The organism is Gottfriedia acidiceleris, from assembly GCF_023115465.1.
GTDB classification, from domain to species: domain Bacteria; phylum Bacillota; class Bacilli; order Bacillales; family Bacillaceae_G; genus Gottfriedia; species Gottfriedia acidiceleris_B.
In genome coordinates this window covers 3,151,696-3,165,698 of record NZ_CP096034.1, presented here as the reverse complement: position 1 = coordinate 3,165,698, position 14,003 = coordinate 3,151,696, and the positions used below count along the sequence as shown (strand labels likewise).

Below are 14,003 nucleotides of genomic sequence, written 5' to 3'. Positions count from 1 at the left end.
TGACGGATGAATCATTTATTAACCATGTCTGATTTAACAATCGAAGAAATTCAAGATTTGCTTAACGAAGCACAAAGCTTTGCAAATGGAGAAATAAGTAGCCTAAAACGTCAGACATTTGTTGCAAATTTGTTTTTTGAGAATAGTACGAGAACTCGCTTTAGCTTTGAGGTTGCTCAAAAGAAACTTGGACTTGAAGTGATCAACCTAGCTGTTGAAAGCTCAAGCATTCAAAAAGGTGAAACTTTATATGATACAGTAAAAACCCTTCAAGCAATTGGTGTTGAAGCAGTCGTAATTCGTCATACACAAGACGAGTATTTTCAAGAAATAAAGGATGCAGGAATGCCAATCCTGAATGCCGGCGATGGATGTGGAAATCACCCAACACAATGCCTACTTGACTTACTAACGATTAAACAAGAATTTGGAAGTTTTAAAGGATTAAAAGTAGCAATTGTTGGAGATTTAAGACACTCAAGAGTTGCACGCTCTAATGCTGAAGCACTAACTAGATTAGGTGCAGAGGTATACTTCGCAAGTCCTGATGAATGGAAAGATGATAAAAATACTTATGGAACATATAAAAATTTAGATGAATTAGTCCAAGAAGTTGATGTCATGATGCTATTAAGAGTTCAGCATGAAAGACACGACGAAGAGACAAATCACATAATGGAAAATTACCTACAAAAGCATGGCCTAACAGTTGAAAGAGCAGCAAAAATGAAATCTACAAGCATTATCATGCATCCTGCACCATTTAATCGAGATGTTGAAATTGCAAGTGAATTAGTTGAATGCAAGCAATCAAGAATCTTCAAGCAGATGGAAAACGGAGTATTTGTACGAATGGCTGTGTTAAAAAGAGCCTTACCAACAGTATGGGGAGAGATGAAAAATGAAGTACTTGTTTAAAAACGGTGTCATCTTACAAGAAAATGGTGAACTTCTAAATCGAGACGTATTAGTAGTTAATGGAAAAATCTCAGTAATCGCTGAAACAATCGTTGATGAAGATGCAAAGCAAATTGAATTAGATGGCAAATTGCTTTCACCAGGTTTAATCGATGTTCATGTGCATCTTCGTGAGCCGGGTGGTGAACATAAAGAGACAATCGAAACAGGTACGAAGGCAGCTGCAAGAGGAGGATTTACAACTATTGCTGCAATGCCAAATACTCGACCAGTACCAGATACAATCGAGCACCTAAGCGCATTAAACAAAAAAATAGAAGATACAGCAGTCGTAAATGTATTACCATATGCATCAATTACGATCCGACAAGCTGGTGAAGAGCAAACAGACTTTGAAGGCTTAAAAGAAAATGGAGCTTTTGCATTCACAGATGATGGTGTAGGAGTTCAATCTGCAGAAATGATGTACAAAGCAATGCAAAAAGCAGCTGAACTAAATGTATCAATCGTTGCACACTGTGAAGAAAATACACTGATTCAAAAAGGATGTGTGCACGAAGGTAAGTTTTCAAAAGAAAATGGTTTAAATGGAATCCCTTCAATTTGTGAAAGTGTTCAAATTGCTCGAGATGTACTATTAGCTGAAGCTACGGGTTGTCACTATCATGTTTGCCATATCAGTACAAAAGAATCAGTAAGAGTGGTACGTGATGCAAAACGTGCTGGAATAAATGTAACAGCTGAGGTTTCTCCACACCATTTAATTCTTTGTGAAGATGATATCCCAGACTTAGACACAAATTTCAAAATGAATCCTCCATTAAGAAGTGCAGTCGATCGAGAAGCATTAATCGAAGGTTTACTTGATGGAACAATCGACATGATTGCAACAGATCATGCACCTCATACAGAAGAGGAAAAAGCTCAGGGAATGCAATTAGCACCGTTTGGAATTGTAGGCTTAGAAACTGCTTTTCCATTATTAAACACTCATTTTGTTGAAACAGGCAAAATGACTTTACAACAAGTAATAAACTTTTTAACAACTAAACCTGCTGAAGTTTTTAACTTAAACAGAGGAAAAATTGAAGTTGGAGCGGTAGCAGACCTAACTGTAATCGACTTAGATTTAGAAGAGGAAATCGATTCAACAACATTCCTTTCAAAAGGTAAAAACACTCCATTTAATGGTTGGAACTGTAAAGGTTGGCCAGTAATGACAATGGTAAATGGCAAATTAGTATATGAAAGAGAGGAACTAACAGTATGATGCGTCAATTAATATTAGAAGACGGAACAGTTTTTGTAGGAGAAGGATTTGGTAGCGAAGTTGAAACAACAGGAGAAATCGTATTTACAACAGGTATGACAGGATATCAAGAGGTATTAACTGACCCATCTTACTGTGGACAAATCGTAACATTCACTTTCCCTTTAGTAGGGAACTATGGTATCAACTTAGAGGATTTTGAAAGCATCGTACCAGCAGTACACGGCTTAATTGTAAAAGAATATGCTGAGCATCCATCAAATTTCCGAAACAAAATGAGCTTGGATCAATATTGCAAAGATAAAGGTATTCCAGGTTTAGCAGGAATCGATACACGTATGTTAACGAAAAAGCTTCGTGAAGTTGGAACAATGAAAGGGAAATTCTGCAGCATGGAAGCAAATGTTGATGAAGTAGTTGCAGAACTAACAAATACACCACTATTCACAAACCATGTTGAACGTGTTTCAACACAAAAACCTTATAGAAGTCCAGGTAGAGGACACCGAGTAGTATTAGTAGATTTTGGTATGAAGCATGGTATTTTAAGAGAATTAACAAACCGTAAATGTGACGTTACAGTCGTACCATATAATATTTCAGCAAAAGAAATTTTCTTACTTGCTCCAGATGGAATTATGTTAAGTAATGGACCTGGAGATCCAAAGGATGTTCAAGTAGCAATCGAAATGATTAAAGAAGTAGTAGGCAAAGTACCATTATTCGGAATTTGTTTAGGACACCAATTATTTGCTCTAGCAAATGGTGGAAATACTTCAAAACTAAAATTCGGTCACCGTGGTGCGAACCATCCAGTTAAACATTTAGAAACAGGAAAAGTAGCTATCACTTCACAAAACCACGGTTATGCTGTAGAAATGGATTCAATTGAAGGAACTGATTTAGAAGTAACACATGTTGCACTAAATGATGGAACTGTAGAAGGACTTAAACATAAGATTTACCCTGCATTCACAGTACAATACCACCCAGAAGCATCACCTGGACCAGAAGATGCAAACTATTTATTTGATGAATTTATGAGCATGATGGAAGCACAGAAAAGAGAGGGGAACTTACAATGCCAAAACGCGTAGACATCGAGACAATCTTAGTAATCGGATCAGGACCAATCATAATCGGTCAAGCAGCAGAATTTGACTATGCTGGAACACAGGCTTGTCAGGCATTGAAAGAAGAAGGATACAAAGTAATTCTTGTAAATTCAAACCCTGCAACAATTATGACGGATGTACAAACAGCTGATAAAGTATACATCGAACCACTAACAGTGGATTTCGTTAGTCGAATCATTCGTAAAGAACGTCCGGATGCACTTTTACCAACATTAGGAGGTCAAACAGGACTTAACCTAGCGGTAGAATTAGATAAATCTGGCGTGTTAAAAGAGTGTGGAGTAAAAATTTTAGGTACAACTCTAGAAGCGATTAACCGTGCAGAAGACCGTGACTTATTCAGAACATTAATGAACGACTTAAGCGAGCCAGTACCAGAAAGTACAATCATTCATACTTTAGAAGAAGCATATGACTTCGTAGAAGAAATTGGCTACCCAGTTATCGTAAGACCTGCCTTTACTCTTGGAGGAACAGGCGGAGGAATTTGTAATAATGAAGAAGATTTAAAAGAAATCGTAGCAAGCGGATTAAAAAATAGCCCAGTAACACAATGTTTATTAGAAAAAAGTATCGCTGGTTTTAAAGAAATCGAGTATGAAGTAATGCGTGATGCAAATGACCATGCGATTGTAGTATGTAACATGGAAAACATCGATCCAGTTGGTGTTCATACAGGAGATTCAATCGTAATCGCTCCTTCTCAAACGTTAAGCGATCGCGAATATCAAATGCTACGAAATGTATCATTAAAAATCATCCGTGCTTTAGGAATCGAAGGTGGATGTAACGTACAGCTTGCACTAGACGCGGATAGCTTCCATTACTATGTAATCGAAGTAAACCCACGTGTATCACGATCAAGTGCGTTAGCTTCAAAAGCAACAGGTTACCCGATTGCAAAATTAGCAGCGAAAATCGCAGTAGGCTTAACACTAGATGAAATGATTAACCCAGTTACTAAGAAAACTTATGCCTGCTTCGAGCCAGCATTAGACTATATCGTATCAAAAATTCCACGTTGGCCATTTGATAAGTTTGAAACTGCAAACCGTCAGTTAGGAACTCAAATGAAAGCAACTGGAGAAGTAATGGCGATTGGTAGAACACTTGAAGAGTCATTATTAAAAGCGGTACGCTCTCTAGAATTAGGAATAAATCACATCGAGCTTAACGCAGTAAAAGAACTGACTAAAGACGAAATGATTACTCGCATGGCAAAAGCTGACGATGAAAGACTTTACATTGTTGCTGAAGCAATGAGAACAGGTATGACATTAGAAGAAATACACGATATTACAAAAATTGATTTCTTCTTCCTACACAAAATTGAAAACATCATTAAAATGGAAAAACAAATTAAAGATAACCATTTTGAACTAGATGTACTTTTAAAAGCTAAGAAAATGGGCTTCAGTGATGATTACATCGCATCACAATGGAATGCTACAAATAAAGAAATATTCGAATTTAGAAAACAAAATCAAATCATACCAGTATATAAAATGGTTGATACATGTGCAGCAGAGTTTGAATCAACAACACCATACTTCTACGGAACATACGAAATCGAAAATGAATCAATTGTAACGGATAAAAAGAGCGTAGTTGTTCTTGGCTCTGGTCCAATTCGAATCGGTCAAGGGATCGAGTTTGACTATGCAACAGTACACTGTGTAAGAGCAATAAAAGAGGCTGGATACGAAGCAATCATTATAAACAACAACCCAGAAACAGTGTCAACTGATTTCAGTATCTCAGACAAACTGTATTTCGAACCATTAACAATTGAAGACGTTATGCACATTATCGATTTAGAAAAACCGATGGGAGTAGTTGTTCAATTCGGTGGCCAAACAGCGATTAACCTTGCAGGCAAATTAGTTGAACGTGGTGTGAAAATTCTTGGAACTTCACTTGAAGATTTAGATCGCGCTGAAGACCGTGACAAGTTTGAAGAAGCACTTCAACAATTAGGAGTACCACAACCTCTAGGTAAAACAGCAATGACACCTGAAGAAGCAGCGGATATCGCTGATGAAATTGGTTATCCAGTATTAGTAAGACCATCATATGTACTTGGTGGACGTGCAATGGAGATTGTATACCACCGTGAAGAAATTCTTCACTACATGCAAAATGCAGTTAAAATCAATCCAGAACATCCAGTATTAGTCGACCGCTACTTAACTGGTAAAGAAATTGAGGTAGATGCAATCTCCGACGGAATCGATGTATACATCCCTGGTATTATGGAGCATATCGAACGTGCTGGAGTTCACTCAGGAGATTCAATCGCAGTATACCCTACACAAAATGTATCACAAGCTGCGAAGGAAAAATTAATCGACTATACAATTAAACTTGCAAAGGGCTTAAATATCAAAGGATTACTTAACATCCAGTTTGTTGTAACAGATAAAGATGAAGTATTTGTACTAGAGGTAAACCCAAGATCAAGCCGTACTGTGCCATTCTTAAGTAAAATTACAGATGTACCAATGGCGAATATCGCAACAAAAGTTATCTTAGGTCAAACATTAGCTTCATTCGGATATGCAACAGGCTACCACCCAGAAGGAAATGAAGTATATGTAAAAGCACCAGTGTTCTCATTCGCTAAGCTACGCTCAGTTGATATAACTTTAGGCCCTGAAATGAAATCAACTGGAGAAGTAATGGGTAAAGATGTAAGTCTTCAAAAAGCATTATACAAAGCACTAATTGCTGCGGGAATGCAAATACCAACACACGGTTCAGTGATCATTACAGTAGCTGATAAAGATAAAGAAGAAGTAGTAAATATCGCAAAACGTTTCCATGAAATTGGATTTACAGTATTCGGAACAGAAGGAACTAAAAATTATTTAGAAAACCACGGTATACCAGTAAAAGCGGTAAACAAAATTAACGAGCATGAAGACAATATGCTAGATATGATCAAGCGTGGAGATGCACAGTTTGTTATCAATACATTAACAAAAGGTAAAAAACCAGCTCGTGATGGATTCAGAATTCGTCGTGAATCAGTTGAAAACGGAGTAGTTTGCTTAACTTCACTAGATACAGCAACTGCAATATTATCAGTAATTGAAAGCTTAACATTCTCAACTTCTGCACTACCAAACAAAGAAATGAAGGCTGGCGTATTAGTATGATAAAAAAAGAACTCATGACAATTGTCTCAAACAGAGAAATTGCCCATCAAATTGTCGAAATGACATTAAAAGGTGAACTAGTTCAGGAGATGCACTCTCCTGGGCAGTTCGTCCATATAAAAGTGACTGGTGGACTAACACCACTATTAAGAAGACCAATCAGTATATGTTCGATCGACAAAGAGAAAAGTGAGTTCACGATGATATTCCGCGCAGAAGGTGAAGGAACGAAGCTTTTAAAAGAAGCAAGCGTTGGACAACAAGTTGATGTATTAGGTCCTCTAGGTCAAGGTTATGATGTTGAAACTCTTTCAGAAGGAGATACAGCACTACTAGTTGGTGGTGGAATTGGCGTACCTCCAATGTATGAACTTTCGAAGCAATTTAAAGCTCGTGGTGTAAATGTAATTCATGTGTTAGGTTTTGCATCAAGTAATGTAGCTTTTTATGAAAAAGAATTTTCTGAATTAGGACCAACCTATATGGCAACGGTAGATGGAACGCTAGGTACGAAAGGTTTCGTAACAGATGTAATACGTGAAAAAGGACTTCAATTTGATCAATACTTTGCATGTGGTCCAACTGTAATGTTAAAAGCTTTACAACAGCAATATAAAGGTATGAAGGAAGGCTATATATCACTTGAAGAACGAATGGGCTGTGGAATCGGAGCTTGTTTCGCATGTGTATGCCATACTGAAGACGGGTCATATCGTAAAATTTGTAGTGATGGACCAGTATTCCAAGCTGAGGAGGTAGTACTATGATTTCTTTACAAACAAAACTTCCTGGCTTAGATTTAAAAAATCCTATTATGCCAGCTTCTGGTTGCTTCGGATTTGGTAGAGAGTTTGCAAATCTTTACGATCTAAGTATTCTTGGGGCTATTATGATAAAAGCAACAACAGTTGAAACAAGATACGGTAATGAAACACCTCGTGTAGCTGAAACTCAAGCGGGGATGTTAAATGCGATTGGACTTCAAAATCCTGGTCTAGAAAAAGTAATTGACGGTGAATTAAAATGGTTATCAAATTATGATGTACCAATAATTGCAAATATTGCTGGATCAACTATTGAAGACTATGTAACTGTCGCAAAAGAAATTTCAAAAGTTAGTAATGTAAAAGCACTAGAATTAAACATTTCTTGTCCAAATGTAAAATGTGGTGGGATTGCATTTGGAACGGATGCTGCAACAGCGGCTGAAGTAACTAAGAAAGTAAAAGAAGTAAGCGAAGTTCCGCTTTACGTAAAATTATCACCGAATGTAACGAATATTGTTGAAATCGCAAAAGCAATTGAAAATGCAGGAGCAGATGGTTTAACAATGATTAATACATTACTAGGGATGAGATTAGATTTAAGAACTGGTAAACCAATTCTAGCTAATAAAACTGGTGGATTATCAGGTCCTGCAATAAAACCAGTAGCAATTCGAATGATTCATGATGTGAGCCAAGTAGTAAACATCCCAATCATCGGAATGGGCGGGGTCATGAATGCAGAAGATGCACTAGAGTTTTTCTTAGCAGGAGCAAGTGCAATCGGTGTAGGTACGGCAAACTTCGTTGATCCATTTGTTTGTCCAACAATCATAGATGAACTACCTGAAGTGCTACAAAAATATGGATACCAGTCAATTGAAGAATGTATTGGAAGGAGCTGGAAACAACATGTCATCACAAGTGGTCATCGCGCTTGATTTTTCATCAAAAGATGAAGTAATGAATTTTGTAAAAAAATTTCAAAAGTCTCTATATGTAAAAGTTGGGATGGAGCTATTTTACAAAGAGGGTCCAGCGATCATAAAGGAATTAAAAGAATTAGGACATCAAATCTTCCTAGATTTGAAACTTCATGATATTCCAAATACAGTAAAACATGCAATGAAAAATATCGCATCTCTAGAAGTAGACATGGTTAATGTTCATGCAGCTGGTGGAACGAAAATGATGAAAGCAGCATTAGAAGGTCTACAAGAAGGCACTCCAGCTGGTAAAAAAAGACCATTACTAATAGCTGTGACACAACTTACAAGCACTTCAGAAGAACAAGTAATCCATGAACAAGGAATTTCTTCTTTACAAGATTCGATAAAACTATATGCTGCTATAACAGAAGAAAGCGGTCTTGACGGTGTAGTTTGCTCTCCACTTGATGTAGAGTTAGTACAAGCAGCAGTTGAAGGTGATAACTTCCTTACTGTAACACCTGGTATTCGCCTAGCAGATAATAGTGTAGATGATCAAGTACGTGTAACAACTCCAGCGAAAGCTAGACAATTTGGAAGTAGCTATATTGTTGTAGGACGCAGTATTACAAAAAGCGAAAATCCAGTAGAAGCATATGAAGAAGTAATTGCACAATGGGAGGGCGTAACAATATGAAAAAGAATATCGCAGCAAACTTATTAAGAATTGGGGCAGTAAGCCTTCAACCTGAAACTCCATTTACTTGGGCATCAGGCATCAAATCTCCAATTTATTGTGATAATCGCCTAACTCTTGGCTATCCAGAAATTCGTAAAAACATTGCAAAAGGCTTAGTAGAACTAATCCAAACTAAATTTGGTAACGTAGATGTAATCGCTGGAACAGCAACTGCTGGTATTCCACACGCAGCATGGACAAGTGATTTAATGGAATTACCAATGGTTTATGTTCGTAGCTCTGCAAAAGGCCACGGCAAAGGAAACCAAATTGAAGGCCCTATTAAACCTGGACAAAAAGTAGTAGTAGTAGAAGATTTAATCTCAACTGGCGGCAGCGTAATAACATGCGTTGAAGCTTTACGCGAAGCGGGCTGCGAAGTACTAGGAGTAGTCTCAATCTTCACATACAATCTTCCAGCAGCAGTAGAGAAATTTGAGGCAAACGACGTATCATACTATTCACTAACTGACTATGACACACTAGTTGAAGTAGCAAAAGAACAAGGCTCAATCGAAGCAGAACATGTAGCAAAACTAACTGCATGGAGAAAAAATCCACAAGATGCTAGTTGGATGACTGTTGAAGTTTAATACTTAGAATAGGAAAGATGACTTTTTGGAGTCATCTTTTTTTTTGTGTAGTGAAATTATAAAATTAAATTCAACGTGACTGCTCTACGATAGAAAAGTCATTTAAAATAAGCTTCCAAACTTTAAATCACCTAAAATGTTTAGGATTCTGATGAAAAATTATACAAAATGAAAAACCTTCACCTGAAAATCTAACTATATTACTTTTCTTTTACACACTATTCCGAAACTAATTATTTGAATAATAATTAATAAGTTTTTAAACTATTCATACAATTGATTGAAAGAAACTTTAAAATTGGAGGGTCAAGTATGTCAATCGCAAAACAATTTCTGTCGAATAGTTTAAAGGAATTCAAAGGGATAAAAAATCTTGGTGAACGTTCGATGGATCAGCTAAATTATGAGGAGTTACACTTACAACCATCAAGTGAATCGAATAGTATTTCTATAATTGTAAAGCATTTAAGTGGTAATATGATTTCTAGATGGACGGATTTTCTCACGACGGATGGTGAAAAACCATGGCGAAATCGTGATGTTGAGTTTGAAGGGATTTATCATTCAAAGGATGAGTTATTAGCTGATTGGAATAAAGGATGGAATGTTGTTTTTAACACGCTAAAAAGTCTACAAGAAGAAGATGTATTAAAAACGATTAAAATTCGTGGTGAAGATCATACTGTTTTACAAGCAATTCAAAGACAAATTAGTCATTACGGAAATCATATTGGTCAAATTGTTTATATAGCTAAATTAATAAAAAATGATGAATTTAAGAGTTTGAGTATTCCAAAAGGAAAATCTCAAGAATTCTTAGTAAACAAATTAAATGAAACAAATAAAAAATCTTAAAATCTACGACCTAGGTTGTAGATTTTTTTTACGTATTAAGAAAGTATAAATTGGCAGCAGTGAAGTAAGTTCGTCGTAGTAGTCAATTTTAGTAAAAATAAAATTGCAACTACGCTCTCTGTCTTCGCCTAAAAGCTCTCAAATTTATCTTAAAAATTTCAAGCTTTCTCTTTCACTTTACCCTGCACTATTACGGATTGAATTTTGTTTATCCACATTTCAAGAACTTAAAAAGTGTCACAAAAGCGACTAAAATTTAGTAAATGTTAGTAAAGTTTTCCTTATATAATATTCTTGTATAGAATTGTGATGAATGATTCGACAGTAAAAATTAATAAACAACACATATCACTCTCTATTTCAAATATAGAAAATTATTTGTAAAAGGAGATGTTTAAAATGAAAAAATTATTCGGAGTAAGTGTCTTATCAGCTAGTTTAGTCTTATCTGCAACACCTATTAGCTATGCTAATAAAAGAGGAGACCATTCAAAAGAAGGACTTTTTAGACGATAAACAAGCCGTCTTATATTATTCTTCTACAGCAGACCAGGATAAGGATAATCGAGGGATCAGTATCGTAATCTTTGTTGATGATGACGGTGTAGCTAGAGGGTATAAAATGAAAGGATTGGAACTTGGTAGCGTTGGGTTAGGAGAAGCTGGCCTATTATTAGAGGATAAAGAAACACCACGTTTAATTGGTCATAAATATAAAGAAGTTAAAATGAAGTATCAACATACAGGAGATCTAACAGGATATTTAAAAAGTTCAAATCTTTACTTTACTATTTTTTAATTCAGGTTTTGTAAAAAATGGTTATTCTTCAAATGTAATATATGGAAATGACAAAGGATTTGAAAAAGGAAATATCCCCCATTCTATTTCTACATCGGGTGTTGATAAAAATGAAATACTTATTTTAACAAAAGATAATGAGACTTGTCATTTACGTAAAGTTGGTTTCGATGACAACAAACTAAAAATAAAAGATTTAACTCAGTTTAAAAAACGAAATGGTTATGACAGCTACGGTCCTAGGTCACAGATTATTAATGATGAAAATTATTATTACATGGTACTTGAAGAAAGAAAACAAGGGAATTTGAAGGATGAGAATGAAGTACTAGTGCGAATAAATAAGAAAATATTAAAGCAAGATATGATCACACTTGTTTCATATAAAAATAAAACCATCAATCAATTGACCGCAACAATTCCTTACAGCCTTAATCATTCAATCTATATTTATGGTAAGGAGCTTTTCTTTGTAAATGGATTAGGTGAAGTTTACACAATGGACACTACTAGTAATCTAGTGAAAAAGAAATTTACAATTGAAAATCCACTAAAAGGTCCGTATCGGTATGGAGAGCAAACATATTTCAAAAAGGCTTCAATGTTTGTAGTAAGGTATGATTCCAAAAAGAAAGTAAAATATTATTTTGAACAATATTCTCTAGAAACTGGCAAAAAAACAAATGTAGTTCAAATGAAGGGATTAGATGAAATTTTGTCGTCAGTAAAAGGGAAAACAGTTCATTCATACGATTTTAAAATTTTGAAATAAAAAAATTGACAATAAATAATCTTAAAATCTACGACACAAGTTGTAGATTTTTTTTATGCCCCATAAGACTAATAGTGTACGAATGTTCAATCAATTTAATGAAGAAATAGAATAATTGAAGGATTAAAATGTATTTGAAACCAGATCAATGAATAACGAAGAACTGAGAATGGAAAGTAGTTTTGGGAGAAACACAACATAAACATACAAAAATATCGCACCAAATCCATTTTTAAATACATTACTTTAATACTGGTAAAAATTTTAATAGTGAAAATAGTTAGAAAATATTGTAAAATGTTACAGGTTAGGGGGATGGCAATAGATGAAAATTTTAATTGAAACAGTTAATCATTTTAAACCGTATTGGAAAGTATTTCTCATTGCTTTTGCATGTTCATTAATTGCTGGCGCATTTTCGATCATTCCGCCGATTTTGACTGGTAAATTGGTCGATGAGATTGTTGGGGGGCCAGATTCGAAAATTATCTTTTATTTAATTTTAGGGATTATGCTTTCATTCTTATTTAAGGTCGGTTTTGAATCATTACAAGAATTTATTCAAGTAAAAATTGGTCTAGATGTAATTACAGATATGCAATTACGTGCATTTACAAAGCTTCAAAAAGCACCGATGACGTTTTTTTCGACAACACCACGAGGGGATATGTTATTTAGGTTAACGCATGATGTAGAGTCTGTTCTAAACTTGAATAATACAGTTATACCACGTTTTATTCAACAAGTAATTGCGGCAATTGCAGCATTTATAGCGGTGTTTCCTTTATATTGGCCAGCGGCTGTGGTCATGCTTATTGTATTTGCAATTTATTTAGTTCCTTCATTTTTAATTGGTAAAAAAGTAAGAAAAATGGGGGCTATAGCTCGTGATATGAGTGCTGATTTATATAATCACACTCAAGAAAGTATTGAATCTGTTCGTCTAGTGCGAACATTTCAAACACAGGATAAAGAAAATAAAAAATTAGAAGATAAGCTGTCTGTTTGGAAAAGATTTGCTATTCGTTTGGCTTTAATTGGGAAGGTTAATTGGCGTTTAGGAAATGTGTTTAATAATGGTGCACCAGGTGTCATTATGTTAATTGGTGGATACTCGATCTGGCAGCATGAAATTACAGTTGGTACATTAATTGCTGTTCTAGGATTTATCCCAACAATGTTTATGCCTGTCCGCTCGTTGGCTGAAAATGCATTAACAATTCAACAAGCAGTTCCAGCACTTCAAAGAATATATGAATACTTTGACCTACCTGCCGAACAACCTGATGATCTACCGAAATTTGGAGAAGTAAAAGGTGATATAGAAGTTAATAATATTCGATTTACTTATCCAAATTCAACTGAAGAAGTCCTAAAAGATGTTTCATTCTCGATTAGAGCAGGTCAACATATTGGGATTGTTGGTTCAAGCGGTGGAGGAAAAAGTACTTTAATTCAGTTATTACTCGGATTATACGAGCCTTCTTCAGGATCGATTTCGGTTGATCGTAAAGATTTATCTTCTCATGATTATCAATCTTTACGCCAAAATATTGGTGTCGTTTCTCAAGAAACATTTCTTTTAAATAGTACATTAAAGCAAAATTTACTATATGCCAAACCTAATGCAACTGATGAAGAACTTCGGCTTGCTGTTGAGGCAGCGGACCTATCTGATTTAGTTGAGTCACTACAAGAAGGTTTTGAAACGATTGTTGGTGAAAGAGGCCTAAAATTATCTGGTGGTCAAAGACAACGAGTAGCTCTTGCAAGGGCAATATTACGTCATCCTCCAGTATTAATTTTCGATGAGGCTACTTCATCATTAGATGGAGAAACAGAGGAAAAGGTACAATCATCACTTGAAAAGTTAATTCCAGGTCGTACAACAATTACAATTGCACATCGACTTGTAACAGTAAAGGATGCGGACTGTATTTTATTATTAGATAAAGGGCGTATTGCTGAACAAGGAACACATGAAGAATTATTATCTTTTAAAGGTCAGTATTATCAATTATATATGGCACAATACAGTGAACTAGCTTAATTTCTTATATCCTGTATAAA

The 14,003-nt window shown here is 35.4% G+C and carries 12 protein-coding genes; all 12 read left to right on the top strand.

Annotated features, from left to right (window positions below; translation table 11 throughout):
- Positions 1-6 precede the first annotated feature (6 nt).
- The 12 genes from MY490_RS15015 to MY490_RS14960 all read left to right on the top strand — a co-directional run bounded on the left by MY490_RS15015 (position 7) and on the right by MY490_RS14960 (position 13,983).
- The gene (locus tag MY490_RS15015) at positions 7-918 is read left to right on the top strand and encodes an aspartate carbamoyltransferase catalytic subunit (protein WP_248266435.1); all 912 of its coding nucleotides are present in this window, start codon (positions 7-9) and stop codon (positions 916-918) included.
- Positions 902-2,188, top strand: a complete 1,287-nt coding sequence (locus MY490_RS15010) for a dihydroorotase (protein ID WP_248266434.1) — start codon at positions 902-904, stop codon at positions 2,186-2,188. The genes MY490_RS15015 and MY490_RS15010 overlap by 17 nt, the downstream gene beginning before the upstream one ends.
- Positions 2,185-3,285 (top strand): carbamoyl phosphate synthase small subunit, encoded by a 1,101-nt coding sequence (locus MY490_RS15005; RefSeq protein ID WP_248266433.1) that lies wholly within the window; start codon positions 2,185-2,187, stop codon positions 3,283-3,285. The genes MY490_RS15010 and MY490_RS15005 overlap by 4 nt, the downstream gene beginning before the upstream one ends.
- A complete protein-coding gene (carB, locus tag MY490_RS15000) occupies positions 3,270-6,482 on the top strand; it encodes a carbamoyl-phosphate synthase large subunit (RefSeq protein ID WP_248266432.1) in 3,213 nt (1,070 codons plus the stop codon). The genes MY490_RS15005 and carB overlap by 16 nt, the downstream gene beginning before the upstream one ends.
- Positions 6,479-7,249, top strand: coding sequence for a dihydroorotate dehydrogenase electron transfer subunit (locus tag MY490_RS14995; protein ID WP_248266431.1), 771 nt, complete (start codon positions 6,479-6,481; stop codon positions 7,247-7,249). Before carB ends, MY490_RS14995 begins: the two co-directional genes overlap by 4 nt.
- Entirely contained in the window at positions 7,246-8,187 is a 942-nt protein-coding gene (locus MY490_RS14990; protein ID WP_069035622.1) for a dihydroorotate dehydrogenase, read from the top strand. The genes MY490_RS14995 and MY490_RS14990 overlap by 4 nt, the downstream gene beginning before the upstream one ends.
- Positions 8,159-8,872, top strand: a complete 714-nt coding sequence (gene pyrF / locus MY490_RS14985) for an orotidine-5'-phosphate decarboxylase (RefSeq protein WP_248266430.1) — start codon at positions 8,159-8,161, stop codon at positions 8,870-8,872. The genes MY490_RS14990 and pyrF overlap by 29 nt, the downstream gene beginning before the upstream one ends.
- On the top strand, positions 8,869-9,507 hold the full coding sequence (gene pyrE / locus MY490_RS14980) for an orotate phosphoribosyltransferase (RefSeq protein WP_248266429.1): 639 nt from the start codon (positions 8,869-8,871) through the stop codon (positions 9,505-9,507). Before pyrF ends, pyrE begins: the two co-directional genes overlap by 4 nt.
- Before the next feature lie 312 nt (positions 9,508-9,819).
- Positions 9,820-10,362 carry a DUF1572 family protein gene (locus tag MY490_RS14975; RefSeq protein ID WP_248266428.1) on the top strand — a complete coding sequence of 181 codons (543 nt, stop codon included), beginning with the start codon at positions 9,820-9,822 and terminating at the stop codon, positions 10,360-10,362.
- A gap of 466 nt (positions 10,363-10,828) precedes the next feature.
- Entirely contained in the window at positions 10,829-11,161 is a 333-nt protein-coding gene (locus MY490_RS14970) for a hypothetical protein (RefSeq protein WP_248266427.1), read from the top strand.
- 277 nt (positions 11,162-11,438) lie between these two features.
- Positions 11,439-11,933 (top strand): hypothetical protein, encoded by a 495-nt coding sequence (locus MY490_RS14965; RefSeq protein WP_248266426.1) that lies wholly within the window; start codon positions 11,439-11,441, stop codon positions 11,931-11,933.
- 325 nt (positions 11,934-12,258) lie between these two features.
- Positions 12,259-13,983, top strand: coding sequence for an ABC transporter ATP-binding protein (locus tag MY490_RS14960; protein WP_248266425.1), 1,725 nt, complete (start codon positions 12,259-12,261; stop codon positions 13,981-13,983).
- The last annotated feature ends 20 nt before the right edge of the window (positions 13,984-14,003 follow it).

What these genes read in the sequence shown, in the direction of transcription:
- MY490_RS15015 (WP_248266435.1), top strand. Translation starts at nt 7, where the DNA reads ATGAATCATTTATTAACCATGTCTGATTTAACAATCGAAGAAATTCAA.
- MY490_RS15010 (WP_248266434.1), top strand. Translation starts at nt 902, where the DNA reads ATGAAGTACTTGTTTAAAAACGGTGTCATCTTACAAGAAAATGGTGAA.
- MY490_RS15005 (WP_248266433.1), top strand. Translation starts at nt 2,185, where the DNA reads ATGATGCGTCAATTAATATTAGAAGACGGAACAGTTTTTGTAGGAGAA.
- carB (WP_248266432.1), top strand. Translation starts at nt 3,270, where the DNA reads ATGCCAAAACGCGTAGACATCGAGACAATCTTAGTAATCGGATCAGGA.
- MY490_RS14995 (WP_248266431.1), top strand. Translation starts at nt 6,479, where the DNA reads ATGATAAAAAAAGAACTCATGACAATTGTCTCAAACAGAGAAATTGCC.
- MY490_RS14990 (WP_069035622.1), top strand. Translation starts at nt 7,246, where the DNA reads ATGATTTCTTTACAAACAAAACTTCCTGGCTTAGATTTAAAAAATCCT.
- pyrF (WP_248266430.1), top strand. Translation starts at nt 8,159, where the DNA reads ATGTCATCACAAGTGGTCATCGCGCTTGATTTTTCATCAAAAGATGAA.
- pyrE (WP_248266429.1), top strand. Translation starts at nt 8,869, where the DNA reads ATGAAAAAGAATATCGCAGCAAACTTATTAAGAATTGGGGCAGTAAGC.
- MY490_RS14975 (WP_248266428.1), top strand. Translation starts at nt 9,820, where the DNA reads ATGTCAATCGCAAAACAATTTCTGTCGAATAGTTTAAAGGAATTCAAA.
- MY490_RS14970 (WP_248266427.1), top strand. Translation starts at nt 10,829, where the DNA reads ATGCTAATAAAAGAGGAGACCATTCAAAAGAAGGACTTTTTAGACGAT.
- MY490_RS14965 (WP_248266426.1), top strand. Translation starts at nt 11,439, where the DNA reads ATGGTACTTGAAGAAAGAAAACAAGGGAATTTGAAGGATGAGAATGAA.
- MY490_RS14960 (WP_248266425.1), top strand. Translation starts at nt 12,259, where the DNA reads ATGAAAATTTTAATTGAAACAGTTAATCATTTTAAACCGTATTGGAAA.